The organism is Mycobacterium avium subsp. avium, from assembly GCF_009741445.1.
GTDB classification, from domain to species: Bacteria; Actinomycetota; Actinomycetes; order Mycobacteriales; family Mycobacteriaceae; genus Mycobacterium; species Mycobacterium avium.
Genome location: NZ_CP046507.1, coordinates 508,319 through 529,263, shown reverse-complemented (window position 1 = coordinate 529,263; position 20,945 = coordinate 508,319). Strand labels below are relative to the sequence as shown.

The 20,945-nt window shown below is 69.5% G+C and carries 22 protein-coding genes; 13 read left to right on the top strand and 9 right to left on the bottom strand.

Annotated elements, in window-relative coordinates; translation table 11 throughout:
- The first annotated feature begins 6 nt into the window (after positions 1-6).
- The 6 genes from echA20 (at position 7) to MAA44156_RS02600 (ending at position 4,971) form a co-directional block, all read left to right on the top strand.
- Positions 7-762, top strand: coding sequence for a (7aS)-7a-methyl-1,5-dioxo-2,3,5,6,7,7a-hexahydro-1H-indene-carboxyl-CoA hydrolase (echA20, locus tag MAA44156_RS02625; protein ID WP_009974786.1), 756 nt, complete (start codon positions 7-9; stop codon positions 760-762).
- Positions 762-1,643 carry a cholesterol ring-cleaving hydrolase subunit IpdA gene (ipdA, locus tag MAA44156_RS02620; RefSeq protein WP_009974785.1) on the top strand — a complete coding sequence of 294 codons (882 nt, stop codon included), beginning with the start codon at positions 762-764 and terminating at the stop codon, positions 1,641-1,643. The genes echA20 and ipdA overlap by 1 nt, the downstream gene beginning before the upstream one ends.
- On the top strand, positions 1,640-2,383 hold the full coding sequence (ipdB, locus tag MAA44156_RS02615) for a cholesterol ring-cleaving hydrolase subunit IpdB (protein WP_009974784.1): 744 nt from the start codon (positions 1,640-1,642) through the stop codon (positions 2,381-2,383). The genes ipdA and ipdB overlap by 4 nt, the downstream gene beginning before the upstream one ends.
- A 46-nt stretch (positions 2,384-2,429) precedes the next feature.
- Positions 2,430-3,506 (top strand): (3aS,4S,5R,7aS)-5-hydroxy-7a-methyl-1-oxo-octahydro-1H-indene-4-carboxyl-CoA dehydrogenase, encoded by a 1,077-nt coding sequence (gene ipdC / locus MAA44156_RS02610; protein WP_011723665.1) that lies wholly within the window; start codon positions 2,430-2,432, stop codon positions 3,504-3,506.
- An 80-nt stretch (positions 3,507-3,586) separates the two neighbouring features.
- Positions 3,587-4,234, top strand: a complete 648-nt coding sequence (locus MAA44156_RS02605) for a SatD family protein (RefSeq protein ID WP_023861935.1) — start codon at positions 3,587-3,589, stop codon at positions 4,232-4,234.
- Positions 4,231-4,971 (top strand): hypothetical protein, encoded by a 741-nt coding sequence (locus MAA44156_RS02600; protein WP_009974782.1) that lies wholly within the window; start codon positions 4,231-4,233, stop codon positions 4,969-4,971. The genes MAA44156_RS02605 and MAA44156_RS02600 overlap by 4 nt, the downstream gene beginning before the upstream one ends.
- 92 nt (positions 4,972-5,063) lie before the next feature.
- On the opposite strand, the gene fadA6 is transcribed toward MAA44156_RS02600, so the two are convergent.
- From fadA6 to ipdE1, 4 genes are all read right to left on the bottom strand, one after another.
- Positions 5,064-6,224, bottom strand: a complete 1,161-nt coding sequence (gene fadA6, locus MAA44156_RS02595; RefSeq protein WP_009974781.1) for a steroid 3-ketoacyl-CoA thiolase FadA6 — start codon at positions 6,222-6,224, stop codon at positions 5,064-5,066.
- 15 nt (positions 6,225-6,239) lie between these two features.
- Positions 6,240-6,848, bottom strand: coding sequence for a TetR family transcriptional regulator KstR2 (gene kstR2, locus MAA44156_RS02590; RefSeq protein WP_010948879.1), 609 nt, complete (start codon positions 6,846-6,848; stop codon positions 6,240-6,242).
- 71 nt (positions 6,849-6,919) lie between these two features.
- Entirely contained in the window at positions 6,920-7,708 is a 789-nt protein-coding gene (ipdF, locus tag MAA44156_RS02585) for a (5R,7aS)-5-hydroxy-7a-methyl-1-oxo-2,3,5,6,7,7a-hexahydro-1H-indene-carboxyl-CoA reductase (RefSeq protein ID WP_003875665.1), read from the bottom strand.
- Positions 7,705-8,853, bottom strand: coding sequence for an acyl-CoA dehydrogenase IpdE1 (ipdE1, locus tag MAA44156_RS02580; RefSeq protein ID WP_003875664.1), 1,149 nt, complete (start codon positions 8,851-8,853; stop codon positions 7,705-7,707). The genes ipdF and ipdE1 overlap by 4 nt, the downstream gene beginning before the upstream one ends.
- Positions 8,854-8,912: 59 nt before the next feature.
- Between ipdE1 and fadD3 the strand changes: the two genes are divergently transcribed.
- The 5 genes from fadD3 to MAA44156_RS02555 are packed head-to-tail and all read left to right on the top strand — an operon-like array spanning position 8,913 to position 14,647.
- Positions 8,913-10,442 carry a 3-((3aS,4S,7aS)-7a-methyl-1,5-dioxo-octahydro-1H-inden-4-yl)propanoate--CoA ligase FadD3 gene (fadD3, locus tag MAA44156_RS02575; RefSeq protein ID WP_009974780.1) on the top strand — a complete coding sequence of 510 codons (1,530 nt, stop codon included), beginning with the start codon at positions 8,913-8,915 and terminating at the stop codon, positions 10,440-10,442.
- Positions 10,442-11,587, top strand: a complete 1,146-nt coding sequence (locus MAA44156_RS02570; protein ID WP_003875662.1) for an acyl-CoA dehydrogenase family protein — start codon at positions 10,442-10,444, stop codon at positions 11,585-11,587. Before fadD3 ends, MAA44156_RS02570 begins: the two co-directional genes overlap by 1 nt.
- Positions 11,584-12,528: an acyl-CoA dehydrogenase family protein gene (locus MAA44156_RS02565; protein ID WP_009974779.1), complete on the top strand. Its 945-nt coding sequence runs from the start codon at positions 11,584-11,586 to the stop codon at positions 12,526-12,528. Before MAA44156_RS02570 ends, MAA44156_RS02565 begins: the two co-directional genes overlap by 4 nt.
- Positions 12,525-13,484, top strand: coding sequence for an acyl-CoA dehydrogenase IpdE2 (gene ipdE2, locus MAA44156_RS02560; RefSeq protein WP_009974778.1), 960 nt, complete (start codon positions 12,525-12,527; stop codon positions 13,482-13,484). Before MAA44156_RS02565 ends, ipdE2 begins: the two co-directional genes overlap by 4 nt.
- Entirely contained in the window at positions 13,481-14,647 is a 1,167-nt protein-coding gene (locus tag MAA44156_RS02555; RefSeq protein WP_009974777.1) for a pyridoxal phosphate-dependent aminotransferase, read from the top strand. Before ipdE2 ends, MAA44156_RS02555 begins: the two co-directional genes overlap by 4 nt.
- 13 nt (positions 14,648-14,660) lie before the next feature.
- Here MAA44156_RS02555 and MAA44156_RS02550 read toward each other — a convergent pair whose 3' ends face one another.
- From MAA44156_RS02550 to hsaA, 5 genes are read right to left on the bottom strand one after another with little or no spacing between them, the layout of a single operon-like run.
- Positions 14,661-15,491 carry an arylamine N-acetyltransferase family protein gene (locus tag MAA44156_RS02550; protein WP_009974776.1) on the bottom strand — a complete coding sequence of 277 codons (831 nt, stop codon included), beginning with the start codon at positions 15,489-15,491 and terminating at the stop codon, positions 14,661-14,663.
- Positions 15,492-15,516: 25 nt separating this feature from the next.
- Positions 15,517-16,080, bottom strand: a complete 564-nt coding sequence (gene hsaB, locus MAA44156_RS02545; RefSeq protein WP_009974775.1) for a 3-hydroxy-9,10-secoandrosta-1,3,5(10)-triene-9,17-dione monooxygenase reductase subunit — start codon at positions 16,078-16,080, stop codon at positions 15,517-15,519.
- A 2-nt stretch (positions 16,081-16,082) separates the two neighbouring features.
- Positions 16,083-16,994 carry an iron-dependent extradiol dioxygenase HsaC gene (gene hsaC, locus MAA44156_RS02540; protein ID WP_009974774.1) on the bottom strand — a complete coding sequence of 304 codons (912 nt, stop codon included), beginning with the start codon at positions 16,992-16,994 and terminating at the stop codon, positions 16,083-16,085.
- Complete coding sequence (gene hsaD / locus MAA44156_RS02535; RefSeq protein ID WP_009974773.1) at positions 16,994-17,875, bottom strand: 4,5:9,10-diseco-3-hydroxy-5,9,17-trioxoandrosta-1(10),2-diene-4-oate hydrolase; 882 nt, start codon at positions 17,873-17,875, stop codon at positions 16,994-16,996. The genes hsaC and hsaD overlap by 1 nt, the downstream gene beginning before the upstream one ends.
- Positions 17,872-19,056, bottom strand: coding sequence for a 3-hydroxy-9,10-secoandrosta-1,3,5(10)-triene-9,17-dione monooxygenase oxygenase subunit (gene hsaA, locus MAA44156_RS02530; RefSeq protein ID WP_003875654.1), 1,185 nt, complete (start codon positions 19,054-19,056; stop codon positions 17,872-17,874). The genes hsaD and hsaA overlap by 4 nt, the downstream gene beginning before the upstream one ends.
- A gap of 212 nt (positions 19,057-19,268) precedes the next feature.
- On the opposite strand from hsaA, the gene MAA44156_RS02525 reads away from it, so the two are divergent.
- Together MAA44156_RS02525 and MAA44156_RS02520 are read left to right on the top strand one after the other, a co-directional pair.
- Complete coding sequence (locus tag MAA44156_RS02525; protein WP_003875653.1) at positions 19,269-20,363, top strand: ferredoxin--NADP reductase; 1,095 nt, start codon at positions 19,269-19,271, stop codon at positions 20,361-20,363.
- Positions 20,364-20,410: 47 nt separating this feature from the next.
- A complete protein-coding gene (locus MAA44156_RS02520) occupies positions 20,411-20,944 on the top strand; it encodes a hypothetical protein (RefSeq protein ID WP_011723660.1) in 534 nt (177 codons plus the stop codon).
- Position 20,945: the final 1 nt, after the last annotated feature.

Genomic DNA, 20,945 nt, shown 5'->3' with positions numbered 1-20,945 from the left:
GGCACCTTGCCCATCACATCCAAAACCATCGAACCGGGCATCGTCGCGGTCACCGTCGACTTCCCGCCCGTCAACGCCATCCCGTCGCGCGGCTGGTTCGACCTCGCCGACACCGTCACCGCGGCCGGCCAGGACCCCGAGACCCACGTGGTGATCCTGCGGGCCGAGGGCCGCGGCTTCAACGCCGGGGTGGACATCAAGGAGATGCAGCGCACCGAGGGATTCACCGCGCTGATCGACGCCAACCGCGGCTGCTTCGCCGCGTTCCGGGCGGTCTACGAGTGCGCGGTGCCCGTCGTCGCGGCGGTCAACGGATTCTGCGTCGGCGGCGGCATCGGCCTGGTCGGCAACTCCGATGTCATCGTCGCCTCCGACGACGCCACCTTCGGGCTGCCCGAGGTGGAGCGGGGCGCGCTCGGCGCCGCCACCCACCTGTCCCGGCTGGTGCCACAGCACCTGATGCGCAGGCTGTTCTTCACCGCCGCCACCGTCGACGCCGCCACCCTGCACCACTTCGGGTCGGTGCACGAGGTGGTGCCGCGCGGCGAGCTGGATGACGCGGCGCTGCGGGTCGCGCGCGAGATCGCCGCCAAGGACACCCGGGTCATCCGGGCGGCCAAGGAGGCGCTGAACTTCATCGACGTGCAGCGGGTCAACTCGAGTTACCGGATGGAGCAAGGCTTTACGTTCGAGCTCAATCTGGCCGGGGTGTCCGACGAGCACCGCGACGCATTCGCCGGCACCCAGAAGGGCAAGAAATAGTGGCCGACAAACGCACCTCTTTGGACGAGGCCGTCGCGCAGCTGCGCAGCGGCATGACCATCGGCATCGGCGGCTGGGGATCGCGGCGCAAGCCGATGGCCTTCGTGCGCGCGCTGCTGCGCACCGACGTCACCGACCTGACCGTGGTGACCTACGGCGGGCCGGACCTGGGGCTGCTCTGCTCTGCCGGCAAGGTCAAGCGCGTCTACTACGGGTTCGTCTCGCTGGACTCGCCGCCGTTCTACGACCCGTGGTTCGCCAAGGCGCGGACCAGCGGGGCGATCCAGGCCCGCGAAATGGACGAGGGCATGCTGCGCTGCGGGTTACAGGCCGCCGCGAACCGGTTGCCGTTCCTGCCGATTCGGGCCGGGCTGGGCAGTTCGGTGCCCGACTTCTGGGAGGGCGAGCTGCAGACGGTCACCTCGCCCTACCCGACGGATGGGGCGCACGAGACGCTGATCGCCATGCCCGCACTGCGGCTGGATGCCGCCTTCGTGCACCTCAATCTCGGTGACGCCCAAGGCAATGCGGCCTACACCGGGATCGATCCGTACTTCGACGACCTGTTTTTGATGGCCGCGGACAAGCGCTTCCTGTCGGTGGAGCGGGTCGTCTCCACCCAGGAGCTGGTCAAGGCGGTGCCGCCGCAAGCGCTGCTGGTCAACCGCATGATGGTCGACGCCGTGGTCGAGGCGCCGAACGGCGCTCACTTCACCACCGCCGCACCGGATTACGGCCGCGACGAAAAGTTTCAGCGGCACTACGCCGAGGCGGCCTCGACGGAGGAAGGCTGGCGACAGTTCGTGCAAACCTACCTGCCCGGCAACGAAGACGACTACCAGGCCGCGGTTCGCGCATTCGCCGAGGAGGCCGCCAAGTGACCAGCACCCGCGCCGAGATCTGCGCCGTCGCCTGCGCCGAATTGTTCAGGGAAGCCGGCGAAATCATGGTCAGCCCGATGACCAACATGGCCTCGGTCGGCGCGCGGCTGGCCCGGTTGACGTTCTCCCCCGACATCCTGTTGACCGACGGCGAGGCGCAGTTGCTGGCCGACACCCCGGCGCTCGGTGCGGCCGGGGCCGTCGAAGGGTGGATGCCGTTCGGCCGGGTGTTCGAGACGCTGTCCTGGGGCCGGCGCCACGTGGTGATGGGCGCCAATCAGGTTGACCGGTTCGGCAATCAGAACATCTCAGCGTTCGGACCGCTGCAGCAGCCCACCCGTCAGATGTTCGGGGTGCGCGGCGCGCCCGGCAATGCCATCAACCACGCCACCAGCTATTGGGTGGGCAACCACTCCAAGCGGGTGTTCTGCGAGAAGGTGGACGTGGTGTGCGGGATCGGCTGGGACAACGTGGATTCCGACAACCCGGCGTTCCGCTTCGCCAACACCCATCGGGTGGTGTCCAACCTGGGGGTGTTCGACTTCGGCGGCCCGGACCGGACCATGCGGGCGGTGAGCCTGCACCCCGGGGTGTCGCCGCAAGACGTGCGGGAAGCCACCTCGTTCGAGATCCACGGCCTGGACGAGGCCGACGAGACCCGGCTGCCCACCGACGACGAGCTGCGCCTGATCCGCGAGGTGATCGACCCGAAGTCGCTGCGGGACAGGGAGATCCGTTGATGATTATTCCGCCTCCTCCTCATCGCTGCGCTCTGCATCGTCGGCGGTGGATATGAGACTACGCACGCCGCTGACCGAGCTGGTCGGTGTCGAGCACCCGGTGGTGCAGACCGGGATGGGCTGGGTGGCCGGCGCCCGGCTGGTGTCGGCCACGGCCAACGCGGGCGGGCTGGGCATCCTGGCCTCGGCCACCATGACCCTGGACGAGCTGGCCACGGCGATCGCCAAGGTCAAGGCCGCCACCGACAAGCCCTTCGGCGTCAACATCCGCGCCGACGCCGCCGACGCCGCCGACCGGGTGGATCTGATGATCCGTGAGGGCGTCAAGGTGGCGTCGTTCGCCCTGGCGCCCAAGCAGGAGCTCATCGCCCGGCTCAAAGAGGCCGGCGCAGTGGTGATTCCGTCGATCGGCGCGGCCAAGCACGCCCGCAAGGTCGCCGGCTGGGGCGCCGACGCGATGATCGTGCAGGGCGGCGAGGGCGGCGGGCACACCGGGCCGGTCGCCACCACGCTGTTGCTGCCGTCGGTGCTGGATGCGGTGCGGGGCACCGGGATTCCGGTGATCGCGGCGGGCGGATTCTTCGACGGGCGCGGCCTGGCGGCCGCGTTGAGCTACGGCGCCGCCGGCGTGGCGATGGGCACGCGGTTCCTGCTGACCTCGGATTCGACCGTGCCCGACGCGGTCAAGAAGCGCTACCTGGAAGCGGCGCTGGACGGCACCGTCGTCACCACCCGGGTCGACGGAATGCCGCACCGGGTGCTGCGCACCGGGCTGGTCGAGAAGCTGGAAAGCGGTTCGCCGGTGCGGGGTTTGACCGCGGCCGTGCGCAATGCGGCGAAATTCAAGCACATGTCGAAGATGACCTGGCGGTCGATGATCAGCGACGGCCTGGCCATGCGCCACGGCAAAGAGATGACCTGGTCGCAGGTGGTGATGGCGGCCAACACCCCGATGCTGCTGAAAGCCGGTCTGGTGGAAGGCAACACCGAGGCCGGGGTGCTGGCGTCGGGTCAGGTGGCCGGCATCCTCGAAGACCTGCCGTCGTGCGCCGAACTGATCGACTCGATCGTCCGGGACGCGATCGCGCACCTGCGGTCCGCGTCCGGTCTGATCGAGGAGTAGGCCACCGCGCGATCGCCTCCGGGTCACGCTTCCGTTAAGGATATTGCTAAATATCTTCTGCATGAAGCTATGATCTTCATATGGCGAGGGTGAAGGCTAAACCTTCACCACGGGCGACCGTGATCGGCGACGTGGTGGGATCCCGGCGCGCCGCCGACCGACCCGCCCTGCATCGCCGCGTCGCCGCCGCTCTGCGGGAAGTCGCCGACGGCGCGATCGACCCGCCGGCCTTCACCGTGGGTGACGAGTTCCAGGGCAGCTATCCCAGCGTCGGGGCCGCCATCGACGCGGCGCTGACGGTGCGCCTACTGCTCGCCCCCGAGATCGACGTCCGCTTCGGGCTCGGCTGGGGCGCCGTCACCGTCCTCGACGCCGCCGCGGGAATCCAGGACGGGCCGGGCTGGTGGACCGCGCGCGCGGCCATCCAGCAGACCGCCCACGCGCAGCGACAGCCCGGGTTGGCGCTGGTGCGCACCACCTTTCGGGCCGACGACGGCACCCGCGCCGACGCCGACGCGGTCAACGCGGCCCTGATCTGTCGGGACCATCTGCTTGGATCACTCGACGAGAGATCGCTGCGGATTGTGAGGGGCCTGATGACCGGCCGGAGCAAAAGGGAACTCGCCGCGGCCGAGGGCATCAGCCCGTCGGCGGTGTCCCAACGCGCCGGCCGCGACGGCCTGGATCTGATCGTCCTGGCCAGCCAATACCTTCGGGAGCTGCCGTGAGCGCTGTCGCCGTCCTGCTCACCGCGCTCGGCGTGGCCGACCTGTGCCGGCGTGCGGTGGCTGCGGCCTGGGTGCCGCTGGCGGCCGGGCCGATCGTGGTGGCGGCGTGTGCGGCCCTGGGCGGGCTCTGGCGCGGCGCCGACATCGCGCTGCTCGCGCTGGCGGCCGTCGCGGTGGTCGCGTGGGAATGGCTGTGCGCGCGAAGCGAACTCAGCGGTGCCCAGCAAGCCGCCCCGGTGGCGGTGTTGGCCGCGGCGCTGATGTTGCTGACGGTGTTGTCCGGCTGGTCCTCCCCGGTCGCCGGCGCGATCTCGCGGTGGTCGGCCTGGGCGCACCTGCCGCTGAGCCACGTCCCGCCCACCCGTGCGCTGATGGTCGTCGGTGTCGTGCTAGTGCAGTTCGCCACCGCGAATCAGCTGGTGCGCCTGGTGCTCGGCTCCGTCGGTGCCGTCCGCCCGGCCGGCCAACCGCAGCCGTCGGACCGGCTCAAGGGGGGCCGGCTGCTGGGCCCGATGGAACGGCTGCTGATCCTGAGCCTGGGCGTCGGCGGGCAGCTGGCCGCGGCCGGCGCCGTCGTCGCCGCCAAGGGCATCATCCGGTTTCCCGAACTGAACGCCCAGAAGGGTCAGAACGGCGACGTGGGGATCGACGAGGTGACCGAGTACTTCCTGGTCGGCAGCTTCACCAGCTGGCTGCTGGCCCTCGGCGGCATCGGGCTGGTGCTGGCCACCCGGTAGACGCCCCGACGAGATTGCAACCACGCACACCCCGATCGGCGTGTCGGGTGCGTAGTTGCAGTGTCGCGAAGGGGCAGCTCGCGGGAAAACCGCTACAGCCGCTCGATGATGGTGACGTTGGCGGTGCCCCCGCCCTCGCACATCGTCTGCAGACCGTACCGGCCACCGATGCGCTCCAGCTCGTTGAGCATGGTGGCGAACAGCTTGGCGCCGGTGGCGCCCAGCGGGTGACCGAGCGCGATCGCCCCGCCGTTCGGGTTGACCTTCTCCGGGTCGGCCTTGATCTCCTTGAGCCAGGCCAAAACCACCGGCGCGAAGGCCTCGTTGATCTCGACGGTGTCGATGTCGTCGATGGACAGCCCGGTCTTGTCCAGCGCGTAGCGGGTGGCCGGGATGGGGCCGGTGAGCATGAACACCGGGTCGGCGGCGCGGGCGCTGATGTGGTGGATCCGGGCGCGCGGTTGCAGGCCGTGGTCCTTGACGGCCCGCTCGGAGGCCAGCAGCACCGCGCTGGCGCCGTCGGAGATCTGACTGGCCATCGCGGCGGTCAGCCGGCCGCCCTCGACCAGCGGCTTGAGGCCGGCCATCTTCTCCAGCGACGACTCGCGCGGACCCTCGTCGACCCGGAACGGCCCGGATTCGGTTTCCACGGTGATGATTTCGTTGTCGAAGTGGCCGCCGCGGATGGCCGCGAAGGCGCGCTCGTGGCTGGTCAGCGCGTAGCGTTCCATCTCCTCGCGGGACAGGTTCCACTTCTCGGCGATCAGCTCCGAGCCACGGAATTGCGAGATCTCCTGATCGCCGTAGCGGTGCAGCCACTGCTTGGACTCGTTGGTGGGCGAGGTGAAGCCGAACTGCTCGCCGACCGTCATCGCCGACGAGATCGGGATCTGGCTCATGTTCTGCACGCCGCCGGCCACGATCAGGTCGGCGGTCCCGGACATGATCGCTTGCGCGCCAAAGGAAATCGCCTGTTGGCTGGAACCGCACTGCCGGTCCACGGTGACGCCGGGCACCTCTTCGGGATAGCCGGCGGCCAGCCAGGACAGCCGGGCGATGTTGCCGGCCTGGGCGCCGATGGCGTCGACGCAGCCGGCGATCACGTCGTCGACGGCGGCGGGGTCGACGTCGACCCGGTCCAGCAGCCCGCGCCAGCCCAGGGCGCCCAGGTCGACCGGATGGATTCCGGCCAGCGATCCACCGCGCTTGCCGACCGCGGTGCGTACAGCGTCGATGACGTACGCCTCAGGCATTTTCAGACTCCTTCGTTAGTCTTTCTTCGCGTCCACCGTGATCCCGCCCAACACGATGGCGAGGTACTGCTGACCCACTTGCTCGGCGGTGAGCGGTCCGCCGGGCTGATACCAGCGCACCGACACCCAGGTGGTGTCCCGGATGAATCGGTAGACGAGGTCGACGTCGAGGTCGGGCCGGAAGTAGCCCTCGTCGACGCCCTGGTTGAGCACCTCGAGCCACATCTTGCGTTGCTGGCGGTTCATGTCCTCGATGTAGGAGAACCGCGGCTGCGACAGCAGCCGTTTGGCCTCGTCCTGATAGATGACGACCTGCGCGTGCCGGTGCTCGATCGCCTCGAACGACGCCATGAACAGGCCCTTGAGCCGCTCCAGCGGGTTACTCTCGCTGTCGATGATTTCGCGATAGCGGGCGAACAACCAGTCCAGGAAGCTGCGCAGCACCTCGTCGACCATCTCCTCCTTGGAGGAGAAGTGGTGATACAGGCTGCCGGACAGGATCCCGGCGCTGTCGGCGATGTCGCGCACCGTGGTGGCACGCAATCCGCGCTCGGCGAACATGGCCGCGGCCAGCTCCAGCAACTCGTCTCGCCGGCTGTTGGCCGGACCGGTCACTCGGTCCACCCGGACAGGGTATCAACCAAGCGCTTGCTTGGCCAGCGGGAGGGACGCCGGTCCCGGCTGACCACGCCGGCTCACGGATGCTGGCTGGACACCGAGATGACCTCGCCGGTCAGGTAGCTGGAGTAGTCGCTGGCCAAAAACGCGATGGTGGCCGCGACCTCCCAGGGCTCGGCGGCGCGACCGAACGCCTCACCGGCCGAGAGCCGGTCGAGCAGGTCGGCCGACGACGTCTTCTCCAGGAACTTGTGCCGGGCGATGCTCGGCGACACCGCGTTGATCCGCACGTCGTACTCGGCGGCTTCGATTGCGCTGCACCGGGTCAACGCCATCACCCCGGCCTTGGCGGCGGCGTAGTGCGACTGGGAGTGCTGCGCCCGCCAGCCCAGCACGCTGGCGTTGTTGACGATCACCCCGCCGTGCGGCGCGTCGCGGAAGTAGCGCAGCGCGGCACGGGTGGCGCGGAAAACCGAGGTCAGGGTGACATCGAGCACCCGGTCCCACTCGTCGTCGGTCATGTCGACCACCGGGGTCTGCCCGCCCAGCCCGGCGTTGTTGACCAGCACGTCGATGCGCCCCATCCGCGCGTGGGCCGACGCGAACAGCGCATCGACCTGGGCGGTGGACGTCACGTCGCACAGCACGCTTTCCACCCGGCCCTGGCCGAGCGCCGCGAGCTGGTCGGCGGTCTCGCCCAGCCGACGCTCGTGGTGGTCGGAGATCACCACGTCGGCGCCCTCGGCGAGCGCTCGTTTGGCCGTCGCCGAGCCGATACCCGTGCCGGCCGCCGCGGTGACGATCACCACCTTGCCTTCCAGAAGCCCGTGTCCCGCAATCTCTTTCGGAGCTTCGGACAGGCTCATCCCTTTACCTCCCGGGGCAGGCCGAGCACCCGCTCGGCGATGATGTTGCGCTGGATCTCGTTGGAGCCGCCGTAGATGGTGTCGGCGCGGGTGAACAGGAACAACCGCTGCCACTCGTCGAATTCGCCGTCGGGCATGGTCATGCCGGGCTTGCCGATGACGTCCATGGCCAGCTCGCCGAGAGCCCGATGCCAGTTGGCCCACAACAACTTCGACACGTTGTCCTGCCCGGGCTGCTCGACGTCCATGGTGGCCAGGGCATACGACCGCATCGCGCGCAGCCCGGTCCAGGCGCGGGTCAGCCGCTCCCGGATGAACGGGTCGTCGGCGGCGCCGTTGCGCCGCGCGAGCTCGGCAAGGTTGGAAAGCTCACGCGCGTAACGGATCTGCTGCCCGAGCGTGGACACGCCGCGCTCGAAGGTCAGCGTTCCCATGGCGACCCGCCACCCGTCGCCGGGCTGGCCGACCACCATCGACGCGTCGGTGCGGGCGTCGTCGAAGAACACCTCATTGAACTCCGCGGTGCCGGTGATCTGCACGATGGGCCGGATCTGCACCCCCGGCTGGTCCAGCGGCACCAGCAGATACGACAGCCCGGCGTGCCGCTTGGAGCCCTTCTCGGTGCGCGCGACCACGAAGCACCACTGCGACAGGTGCGCCAGCGAGGTCCACACCTTCTGGCCGTTGATCACCCACTGGTCGCCGTCCAGTTCGGCGGTGGTCGACACGTTGGCCAGGTCGCTGCCGGCGCCGGGCTCGGAATACCCCTGGCACCACAGCTCGGTGACGTCGAGGATGCGGGGCAGGAAGCGCTGCTGCTGCTCGGGGGTGCCGAACGCGATCAACGTGGGGCCGAGCAGCTCCTCGCCGAAGTGGTTGACCTTGTCCGGCGCGTCGGCGCGGGCGTACTCCTCGTAGAAGGCCACCCGGTGCGCGGTGGACAGCCCGCGCCCGCCGTGCTCGACCGGCCAGCCCAGGCAGGTCAGCCCGGCCTTGGCCAGGTGCTGGTTCCAGGCCCGGCGTTCCTCGAAGGCCTCGTGCTCGCGGCCGGGGCCGCCGAGGCCCTTCAGAGCGGCGAATTCGCCGACCAGATTGTCGGCGAGCCAAGAGCGGACCTCGGCCCGGAACTCCTCGACGTCCTGCATGCCTTGTAGGCTAACCTACCAAGCACTTGCTTTGTTACAGGCATTCGAGGAGCGCCGCCGTGACCACCGATCCCCGCACCGTGCCCGCGGCGCTGGATCGTCTCGCGCGCCGGCTGCCCGATCACGACGCCCTGATCACCGAGGACCGATCCTTCACGGCCGCCGCCCTGCGCGACGAGGTGCACCGGGCTGCCGCGGCCCTGATCGAGCTGGGGGTGCGGGCCGGCGACCGGGTGGCGATCTGGTCGCCCAACACCTGGCACTGGGTGGTGGCCTGCCTGGCGATCCACCACGCCGGGGCGGCCATGGTCCCGCTGAACACCCGCTACACCGCCGCGGAGGCCGGCGACATCCTGGCCCGCGTCGGCGCGCCGGTGCTGTTCGGCATGGGCAGGTTCCTCGGCCACGACCGCCTGGCCGACCTGGATCGCGCCGCGCTGCCCGCGCTGCGCCACATCGTGCGGATACCGATCGAAACCGACGATCCCGTTCCGGGCAGCTGGGACGAATTCATCGCGCACGGAACGGATCTCGGCGCGGTGGCCGAGCGCACGGCCGCCGTGACGTCCGACGACGTCAGCGACATCCTGTTCACCTCGGGCACCACCGGCCGCAGCAAGGGCGTGCTGTGCGCGCACCGGCAGTCGCTGTCGGCGTCGGCGTCCTGGGCGGCCAACGGCAAGATCACCAGCGACGACCGCTACCTGTGCATCAACCCGTTCTTCCACAACTTCGGCTACAAGGCCGGCATCCTGGCCTGCCTGCAGACCGGCGCCACGCTGATCCCGCACCTGACGTTCGACCCGCTGCGCGCGCTGCAAGCGATCGAGCAGCACCGCATCACCGTATTACCCGGTCCCCCAACGATTTACCAGACCCTGCTGGACCATCCGGCCCGCCGCGATTACGACCTGAGCTCGCTGCGCTTCGCGGTGACCGGCGCGGCCACCGTACCCGTCGTGCTGGTCGAGCGGATGCAGTCCGAGCTCGACATCGACATCGTGCTGACCGCCTACGGGCTGACCGAGGCCAACGGGATGGGCACCATGTGCCGCGCCGACGACGACGCGGTCACCGTGGCCACCACCTGCGGGCGCCCGTTCGCCGACTTCGAGCTGCGCATCGACGATTCCGGTGAGGTGCTGCTGCGCGGGCCCAACGTGATGCTGGGCTATCTCGACGACCCGGACGCGACGGCGGCGGCCATCGACGCCGACGGGTGGCTGCACACCGGCGACATCGGCGTTCTCGACGAGGCCGGCAACCTGCGCATCACCGACCGGTTGAAAGACATGTACATCTGCGGCGGATTCAACGTCTACCCCGCCGAGGTGGAGCAGGTGCTGGCCCGGATGGAGGGCGTGGCCGACGCCGCGGTGATCGGCGTTCCCGACGAGCGGCTCGGCGAGGTGGGCCGCGCGTTCGTGGTCCCCCGCCCCGGGGCTCAACTCGACGAGCAATCCGTGATCGCTTACACCCGTGATCATTTGGCGAATTTCAAGGCACCCCGGTCGGTGCGGTTCGTCGACGCGTTGCCGCGCAATTCCGGCGGCAAGGTGGTCAAACCACAACTGCGAGAGCTGGACTGATGGATCTTGATCTGGACGAGGGCACCCTGGCGTTTCGGGACGAGGTGCGGCAATTCCTGTCGGCCAACGCCGAGGCGATCCCAACGAAGTCGTATGACAACGCCGAAGGCTTTGAGCAGCACCGGCGTTGGGACCGGGTGCTCTACGACGCCGGGCTGTCGGTGATCACCTGGCCGAAGAAGTACGGCGGCCGGGACGCGCCGCTGCTGCACTGGGTGGTGTTCGAAGAGGAGTACTTCCGCGCCGGGGCGCCCGGCCGGGCCAGCGCCAACGGCACCTCGATGCTGGCCCCGACGCTGTTCGCGCACGGCACCGAGGAGCAACGCGACCGCATCCTGCCGAAAATGGCCAGCGGCGAAGAGATCTGGGCGCAGGCGTGGTCGGAGCCCGAGTCCGGCAGCGACCTGGCGTCACTGCGGTCCACCGCGACACCGACCGACGGCGGCTGGCTGCTGAACGGACAGAAGATCTGGAGCTCGCGGGCGCCGTTCGCCGAGCGGGGCTTCGGGCTGTTCCGGTCCGACCCCAGCGCCGAGCGGCACCATGGCCTGACCTATTTCATGTTCGACCTGAAGGCCGAGGGCGTCACGGTGCGGCCCATCGTCCAGTTGGGCGGCGACACCGGGTTCGGTGAGATCTTCCTCGACGACGTCTTCGTGCCCGACCGGGATGTGATCGGCACCCCGCACCAGGGCTGGCGGGCGGCGATGAGCACGTCGAGCAACGAACGCGGCATGTCGCTGCGCAGCCCGGCCCGTTTCCTGGCCACCGCCGAGCGGGTGGTGCGGCTGTGGCAGGACCGCGGGTCACCGGCCGAGTTCGCCGACCGCGTCGCCGACGGCTGGATCAAGGCGCAGGCCTACCGGCTGCAGACCTTCGGCACGGTGACCCGGCTGGCCGCCGGCGGTGAGCTGGGCGCCGAATCGTCGGTGACCAAAGTGTTCTGGTCGGACCTCGACGTCGAATTGCACCAGACCGCCCTGGACATCCTGGCCGCCGACGGCGAACTCGCCGGCCCGTGGACCGAGGGGCTGCTGTTCGCTCTGGGCGGCCCGATCTACGCCGGCACCAACGAGATTCAGCGCAACATCATCTCCGAGCGGTTACTGGGGCTGCCGCGCGAGAAGTCCGGGAGCAAGAAGTGAAATTCGCGCTAGACGAACAGCAGCGGGACTTCGCGGCCAGCATCGACGCCGCGCTCGGCGCGGCCGACCTGCCCGCGGCGGTGCGCGCCTGGGCGGTGGGCGACACCGCGCCCGGCCGCAAGGTGTGGGAGCAGCTGGCCAACCTCGGCGTCACCGCGCTGGCGGTGCCGGAGAAATTCGACGGCATCGAGGCCGAGCCGATCGATCTGGTGGTGGCCATCGAGCGGCTCGGGCGCTGGTGTGTGCCCGGCCCGGTGGTCGAATCCATCGCCGTGGCACCGGTATTGCTGGCCGGCGACGAGCACGCCGAACGCTGCGCCGCTCTGGCCTCCGGTGAGCTCATCGCCACCGTGGCGCTGCCGCCGCAGGTGCCGCGGGCCGTCGACGCCGAGGAGGCCGGGCTGGTACTGCTCGCCGACCAGGACGGGGTGGCCGAGGCCGCCGCGGGCCGGCAGCACGCGTCCGTCGACCCCAGCCGCCGGCTCTACGACGTAGAGCCGACCGGCGACCGCTGGCAGGCGGACGTCGGGCGCGGCTACGAATTCGGCGCGCTGGCCACCGCTGCCCAGCTGGTCGGTGCGGCCGAGGCGCTGCGCGACGCGGCGGTCGACTACGCCAAGCAGCGCACCCAGTTCGGCCGCGTGATCGGCTCGTACCAGGCGATCAAACACAAGCTGGCCGACGTGCACATCGCGATCGAACTGGCCCGGCCGCTGGTGTACGGCGCGGCCCTGACGCTGCAACCGCGGGACGTCAGCGCGGCCAAGGCGGCGGCGTCCGACGCGGCCCTGCTGGCGGCGCGCTCGGCGCTGCAGACCCACGGCGCGATCGGTTTCACCCAGGAACACGACCTGTCGCTGTTGCTGTTGCGGGTGCAGGCGGTGCGGTCGGCGTGGGGTCCGCCGCAGGTTCACCGGCGGCGAGTGCTGGAGGCGCTATGAGTGCGATCAGTGAAGAACGGCAGATGCTGCGCGAGACCGTCGCCGCGCTGGTGGCCAAGCACGCCGGTCCGGCGGCGGTGCGCACGGCGATGGAGTCCGAGCGCGGTTACGACGAATCGCTGTGGCGGCTGCTGTGCGAGCAGGTCGGCGCCGCGGCGCTGGTGATCCCCGAGGAGTTGGGCGGCGCCGGCGGTGAATTGGCCGACGCGGCAACGGTTTTGCAGGAGCTGGGCCGCGCCCTGGTGCCCTCCCCGCTGCTGGGTACCACGCTGGCCGAGCTGGCGCTGCTCGGCGCCGCCGAGCCCGACACCGCCGCGCTGCAGGCCCTGGCCGAGGGCAGCGCGATCGGCGCGCTGGTGCTCGACCCCGACTACGTGGTCAACGGGGACATCGCCGACGTGGTCATCGGCGTCGAGGACGGCCGGCTGAGCCGCTGGACCGGCGTCACCGCGCAACCCGTGACCACCATGGACCCGACCCGGCGGCTGGCGCGGGTCCGGGCGCAGCAGACCGAGCCGATCGGCACCGACCCGGGCCTGGCGGACACCGCGGCCGTCCTGCTGGCCGCCGAGCAGATCGGCGCCGCCGAGCAGTGTCTGGCGCGTACCGTCGAATACGCCAAGGACAGAGTGCAATTCGGCCGGCCGATCGGCAGCTTCCAGGCGCTCAAGCACCGGATGGCCGACCTCTACGTCACCGTCGCCGCGGCCAAGGCCGTGGTCGACGAGGCCTGCCTGGATCCCTCGCCCACCAACGCCGCCACCGCCCGGCTGGCCGCCACCGAGGCGCTGAATGTCGTGGCCGCCGAGGGCATCCAGTTGCACGGCGGCATCGCGATCACCTGGGAGCACGACATGCACCTGTACTTCAAACGCGCACACGGCAGCGCGCATCTGCTCGACACGCCGCAACAGCTGCTCACTCGGCTCGAACCGGAGGTGCTCGCGACACCGTGACCGACCGCGTCTCGCTGCGCGCCGGCATCCCGCCGTTCTACGTGATGGATGTCTGGCTGGCGGCCGCCGAAAGGCAGCGCAGCCACGGCGATTTGGTCAACCTGTCGGCGGGCCAGCCCAGCGTGGGCGCACCCGAGCCGGTGCGCGCGGCCGCGGCGGCGGCCGTGCATTCCAACGAGCTGGGCTACTCGGTGTCGCTGGGCACGCCGGAGCTGCGGGCCGCGATCGCCGCGGACTACCGGCGCCAGCACGGGCTGGAGGTGGAGCCCGACGCGGTGGTGATCACCACCGGCTCCTCCGGCGGGTTCCTGCTGACGTTCCTGGCCTGCTTCGACGTCGGCGACCGGGTGGCGGTGGCCAGCCCCGGCTACCCGTGCTACCGAAACATCTTGTCGGCGTTGGGATGTGAGGTGGTGGAGATCCCCTGCGGGCCGCAGACCCGGTTCCAGCCCACCGCGGCGATGCTCGCCGAACTCGACCCGCCGGTGCAGGGCGTCATCGTGGCGAGCCCGGCCAACCCCACAGGAACCGTGATCGCGCCGGAGGAGTTGGCCGCCATCGCGTCCTGGTGCGAGGCGTCCGGGGCCCGCCTCGTCAGCGACGAGGTCTACCACGGCCTGGTCTACGAGGGGGCGCCACCCACCAGCTGCGCGTGGCAGACCTCGCGGAATGCCGTGGTGGTCAACAGCTTTTCGAAGTACTACGCGATGACCGGCTGGCGGCTGGGCTGGCTGCTGGTGCCGGTCGAACTGCGCCGCGCGGTGGAATGCCTGACCGGCAACTTCACCATCTGCCCGCCCGTGCTGTCGCAGCTGGCCGCGGTGGCCGCCTTCACCCCCGAGGCCACCGCCGAGGCCGACGGCCACCTGCACCACTACGCCAAGAACCGCGCGCTGCTGCTGGACGGCCTGCGCGGCATCGGCATCACCCGCCTGGCCCCCACCGACGGCGCCTTCTACGTGTACGCCGACGTCTCGGACTTCACCGACAACTCCATGGAGTTCTGCTCGAAGTTGTTGGAGCAGACCGGCGTTGCCATCGCACCCGGGATCGACTTCGACACCACACGGGGCAACTCGTTCGTCCGGCTGTCCTTCGCCGGCCCCACCACCGACATCGAGGAGGCGGTGCGACGGCTGGGCTCGTGGCTGCGCGCCCGCTAGCCAAATCCCGCCCTCAGGCGTCCAGCACCTGCTCGATGCGCGCCAGCAGCGCGCCGCGCTGGCCGATCCCGTCCACGTCGATGCCGAACCGCTCCCCGAGCACGTCGAGCACCGCGTCCGCGTCGTCGAGGCGGATCTTCTCGCTGCCCTGCGCGCGGTGCACGGTCAGCTCGCGCCCGGCCAGGTTCCACCGGGCGTCGGCGGTGGTCCGCGCGACCATCAGCCCGGTGACGAACATCGACGACGGGTGGGTGGAGACGTACCAGCTGCCCACCAGCAGGTCGATCTGCGGCACGGTGCGGGTGCCGAACACGTACAGCGGCTGCCATTCATCGCGCACCAGGGCCTGCAGCACCAGGCCCTCGCCGCGGTCATCGAGCCGGTAGGGCTCGTGGGTGGTCTGCTGGGCGTTGCCGGTCTCGAAACGGATGGGCGAGGGCAACGTCTGGCCACCGAAGCCGACGTCGACCAGGTAGGCGCCCTGCGAGCCCGGGAACGTCACCGCCAACACCGTGTGCGTCTGGGCGCGCGGCGGCGTGTCGGGCGGCTGCATCCACACCACCCGGCCGGCCAATCGGCGCACCCGGAAACCGATTTCGGCCAGCGCGTAGCCCAGCAGGCCGTTCTGCTCGTAGCAGTAGCCGCCGCGGCGCCGGTGGACCAGCTTGTCGGCCAGCGCCGCCGGGCTCAGGTCGTCGACCGGCACCCCCATCAGCGGGTCGAGGTTCTCGAACGGGATCGACCCGGTGTGCGCGGCCATCAGGGCCCGCAGCACCTCGAGGTTGGGCGCGGCCTCGCCGCCGTAACCGATGCGGTCGAAATACGCGCCCAGATCCAGCGTCATGCCACCATTGTCCGCGCCCGGCGCGTTACAGCCAGGTGTCCTGGGTGGTGGTGGTCAAAAACGCCTCCAGGTCGTCGCGCCACTGCGCCGGGGTCGTCTTGTCCGGCTCGATGCCGGTGTATTCCCCGCGATAGAACAGCAGCGGCCGCGGCTTGATCTTCGGTGCCTCCGAAAGGGATTGGACCGCACCGAACACCACGAAGTGATCGCCCCCCTCGTGCACCGAGGCCACGGTGCAGTCGACGTGGGCCAGCGCCCCGTCGATGATCGGCGAGCCGAGTTCGGAGGGATGCCAGTCGATGCCGGCGAACTTGTCGGGTTCCTTGGACCCGAACCGCGCCGAGACGTGCTTCTGCTTCTCGGTCAGCACGTTGACGCAGAACCGGCCGGTGGCCTCGATGGCCTTCCAGGACCGCGACACCTTGGTGGGGCAGAACAGCACCAGCGGCGGGTCCAGCGACAGCGCCGCGAAGGACTGGCAGGCGAAGCCGACGGGCACCTCGTCGTGCACCGTGGTGATGATGGTGATGCCCGTGCAGAACTGGCCCAGCACCTGCCGGAAGGTCCGCGGATCGATCGGCGCAGCCATGGTCAGCCGCGCATGCCGACCGTGAAGTCGTGGCCCCACAGGCTGACCGCGGTGCTTTCCCGGGCGACCCAGTCGTCGTCTTCGACCTGCCTTCCCTCGCAACCGAATTCGACGTCGAATCCGCCCGGCGTCTTCATGTAGAAGGACAGCATCAGGTCGTTGACGTGCCGGCCCAGGGTGGCCGACATGGGCACCTTGCGGCGCAGCGCCCGGTCCAGGCACAGCCCCACGTCGTCGGCGTTCTCCACCTCGAGCATCAGGTGCACGATTCCGCTCGGCGTGGGCAGCGGCAGGAACGCCAGGCTGTGGTGGCGCGGGTTGCAGCCGAAGAAGCGCAACCAGGCGGGCGCGCCGTCGGCGGGCCGGCCGACCACCTGCGGCGGCATCCGCATCGAGTCGCGCAGCTTGAACCCCAGCACGTCGCGGTAGAAGTGCAGCGACTCCTCGTCGTCGCGGGTGGACAGCACCACGTGCCCCAGGCCCTGCTCGCCGGTGACGAACTTGTGCCCGTACGGGCTGACCACCCGGCGGTGTTCGAGGGCCACCCCGTGGAACACCTCCAGGCAGTTGCCCGACGGGTCGGAGAACCGGATCATCTCGACCACCCGGCGGTCGGCCAGCTGCGCGGCGGTGGCCTCCTTGTACGGGACGCCCTCCACGTCGAGCCGATCCCGGATCTCTTGCAGGCCTTCGGCATTCGCGCATTCCCAGCCGGCCTCCAGCAGGTGGTCGCGCTCGCCGGGCACGATCACCAGCCGGGCCGGGAAATCGTCCATCCGCAGATACAGGGCGCCTTCGGTGTCGCCCTTGCCCTCGACCATGCCGAGAACCTTCAGGCCGTAGTCGCGCCAGGCCGCCATGTCGGTGGCCTCGATGCGCAGATAGCCCAGCGACCTGATGGCTCCGTTGCTCATCACGCACCTCCCAGGAAATCGATGGTGAGCTTGTTGAACTCGTCGAATTTCTCCACCTGCGCCCAGTGCCCACACTGCCCGAACACGTGAAGCTGGGCGCGGGCAATCGTTTTCAGCGCGACCAGCGCGCCATCGAGCGGGTTGACCCGGTCCTCGCGACCCCAGATCAGCAGCACCGGTTGGCGCAGCCGGTGCACCTCGCGCCACATCATGCCCAGCTCGAAGTCGGCCCCCGCGAACGACATTCCCATCGCCCGGGTGGCCGCCAGCGATTCCGGCGTGCTGGCCAGCGCGAACCGCTCGTCGATCAATTCGTCGGTGATCAGCTTCTGGTCGTAGACCATCACCCGCAGGAACGCCTCGAGATTTTCCCGCGTCGGCTCGGCGGAGAACTTTCCCAGCCGTTTGACGCCCTCGGTGGGGTCAGGCGCGAACAGGTTGATGCTCAACCCGCCGGGGCCCATCAGCACCAGCCGCCCGGCCTTGTCCGGGTAGTCCAGGGCGAACCGCACCGCGGTGCCCCCGCCCAGCGAATTGCCCACCAGCGGAACGCGTCCCAGACCCAGCTGCTCGAACAGCCCGTTGAGCGCCCGGGCGGCGTAGCGGTTGAACTGTCCATGCTCGGAGCGCTTGTCGGACAGGCCGTAGCCGGGCTGGTCGACGGCCAGCACGTGGAAGTGCCGGGCCAGCACCGGGATGTTGCGGCCGAAGTTGGTCCAGCTGGCCGCGCCCGGGCCGCCGCCGTGCAGCAACACCACCGTGCGCCCGGTGCCATTGAAGGACAAACCGGCCTCGTGGTAGTGCAGCTTGAGCGGCCCGTCGACGTCGACTTCGGCGAAGCGCGAGGTCGACTCGAACGTCAACTCCTCGGTCGCGGTCATACCATCGTGTCGCCCGGCGGCAACCCGAACTCGTGGTTTCCGAAGATCTGGTAGGCCCGCTCGGGGTCGTTGGCCGCGTGCACCCGGCCGGCGTGCGCGTCACGCCAGAAGCGTTGCACCGGTTGGTCATTGGCCAACGCGGTGGCCCCGGAAGCCTCGAACAGCCGGTCGATGGAGGCGATCGCGCGCCCGGTGGCGCGCACCTGGTCGCGGCGGGCGCGGGCGCGCAGTTCGAACGGGATCTCCTTGCCGGCGGACAGCAGCGCGTACTCGTCGGCCACGTTGCCGGACAGCTGGCGCCACGCCGCGTCGATGTCGCTGGCCGCCTCGGCGATGCGGACCTTGGCGAACGGGTCGTCCTTGGCCTTCTCGCCGGCGAACGCCGCGCGCACCCGCTTGCCCTGATGCTCGACGTGGGCGGCGTACGCCCCGTATGCCATGCCGACGATGGGCGCCGAGATGGTGGTGGGATGCATTGTGCCCCAAGGCATCTTGTATACCGGCGCGGTGTTGGTCTGATAGCCGCCGGCGGTGCCGTCGTTCATCGCCTTGTAGGACAGGAACCGGTGCCGCGGCACGAACACATCCTTGACGACGACGGTGTTGCTGCCGGTGCCGCGCAGGCCGACCACGTGCCACACGTCGTCGATGCGGTACTCGCTGCGCGGGATCAGGAAGCTGCCGAAGTCGACCGGGCGGCCATCCTTGATCACCGGGCCGCCGAGGAACGCCCAGGTGGCGTGGTCGCAGCCGGAGGACCAGTTCCACGAACCGTTGACCAGGTAGCCGCCGTCGGTCACCACGCCCGCGCCCATCGGCGCATACGACGAGGAGATCCGCACGTTGGGGTCCTCGCCCCAGACCTCCTCCTGGGCCTGCTGGTCGAACAGGGCCAGGTGCCAGTTGTGCACGCCGATGATCGAGCTCACCCAGCCGGTGGAACCGCACGCGCTGGCCAGCCGGCGGACCGCCTCGTAGAACAGCGTGGGGTCGCACTGCAGCCCACCCCACTGCTCGGGCTGCAGCAGGGTGAAGAACCCGACGTCCTGAAGGTCGGCTACGGTCTCGTCGGGCAGCCGGCGCAGATCCTCCGTGGCCTGAGCGCGCTCCCGAATCCGCGGAAGCAGATCGTCGATGCCCGCCAAGACGGACTGGGCATCACGCTGTTGAATGGACGTCACTAGGTTTGCCTTCCTGGGCCAAACTTACTCAGCGGACTTACCCCAGAGACTAGAACACGTTCCGATTCGTGTCGAGCAGGGTATTCCTGCGGCTGGTAGCGATACGAATCTGCTTTTCTGTAACATGTTCTAGTTGCCCGTGGCGATCGCAAGAGCGGCGGAGCCGGTCGCAGCGGGTCGACACGTTTTGCCACGAAAGGAAGGGACGGGCCTTGACCGAGGCTGATTCGGCCCAAGCACTCGACGAGCCGCTCGGTGACCACGTCCTCGAACTGCAGATCGCCGAGGTCATCGCCGAGACCGACGACGCGCGGTCGCTGGTGTTCGCGGTGCCGGACGACGACGGGGACCCCGACATCCCGCCCGAGCGGCTGCGCTACGCCCCGGGCCAGTTCTTGACGCTGCGGGTGCCCAGCGAGCGCACCGGATCGGTGGCGCGCTGCTATTCGCTGTGCAGCTCACCGTTCACCGACGACGCGCTGACTGTGACGGTCAAGCGGACCGCGGACGGCTACGCGTCCAACTGGCTGTGCGACAACGCGCGCCCGGGGATGCGGATCCACGTGCTGGCGCCGTCGGGCAACTTCGTGCCCAAGACGCTGGGCGACGACTTCCTGTTGATGGCCGCGGGCAGCGGGATCACCCCGATCATGTCGATCGCCAAGTCGGCGCTGTCGGAGGGCAGCGGGCAGGTGACTCTGCTCTACGCCAACCGCGACGAGCGTTCGGTGATCTTCGCCGACGCGCTGCGCGAGCTGTCCGCCAAATATCCCGACCGGCTCACCGTGCTGCACTGGCTGGAATCGCTGCAGGGCCTGCCCAGCGTGACCGCGCTGGCCCAGCTGGCCGCCCCCTACACCGACCGGCCGGTCTACATCTGCGGCCCGGGCGCCTTCATGGACTCGGCGCGTGAGGCCCTGGAAACGCTGAAAGTGCCTGCGGCGCAAATACATATCGAGGTGTTCAAGTCGCTGGACTCCGACCCGTTCGCGGCGGTCAAGATCGAGGACACCGCCGAGGGCGACGAGCCGCCGGCCACCGCGGTGGTGGAGCTCGACGGGGAAACCCACACCGTGTCGTGGCCGCGCAACGCCAAGCTGCTCGACGTGCTGCTGGCCAAGGGCCTCGACGCGCCGTTCTCCTGCCGCGAGGGCCACTGCGGCGCGTGTGCCTGCACCCTGCGCAAGGGCCAGGTCAGCATGGAGGTCAACGACGTGCTCGAGCAGCAGGACCTGGACGAGGGCCTGATCCTGGCCTGTCAATCTCACCCGGAATCTGATTCGGTGGAAGTCACCTACGACGAGTAGTCGCGGGTTAAGTTCACCGGTGGGATCCACAGGGAAGGGAAGCAGCGATGATGCGGCTGGTGTCGGGCTTCGCGGTGGCGGCGGCGCTGCCGATGTTTCTGCCCGCCGGGGTGTGCGCCGCCGCCAGCAACACCGCCACCACGCTGTTCCCGCTGGACGGTCCCAACCAGCTGGAGACCCGGGCCCTGCTCAACTGCTTCAAGTCCGACGGCCACTGCGATTTCACCGCCGGGGCGGACATGCTCACCCCCGACGGTGTGACCGGCTTCCCGCCCGGCCTGTGGGCCCGGCAAACCAGCGAGATCCGGTCCTCCAACCGGCTGGCCTACCTCGACGCGCACGCCGACGGCCAGTACGAGCGGGTGCACAAGTCGATGGGATCCGACGAGATCACCACCATTTACATGGGCGAGGGCCCGCCGGACAAGTACGAAACCCATGGCCGCATCGACTCCACCGACTGGCAGACCGGCCAGCCCAAGACCGACAACAACGTCATCCTGTGCACCCACATCCAGGTGGTCTACTCCGGGGTCAACATCACCTCGCCCAGCACCTGCGCGGTGACCACCTTCTCGTGAC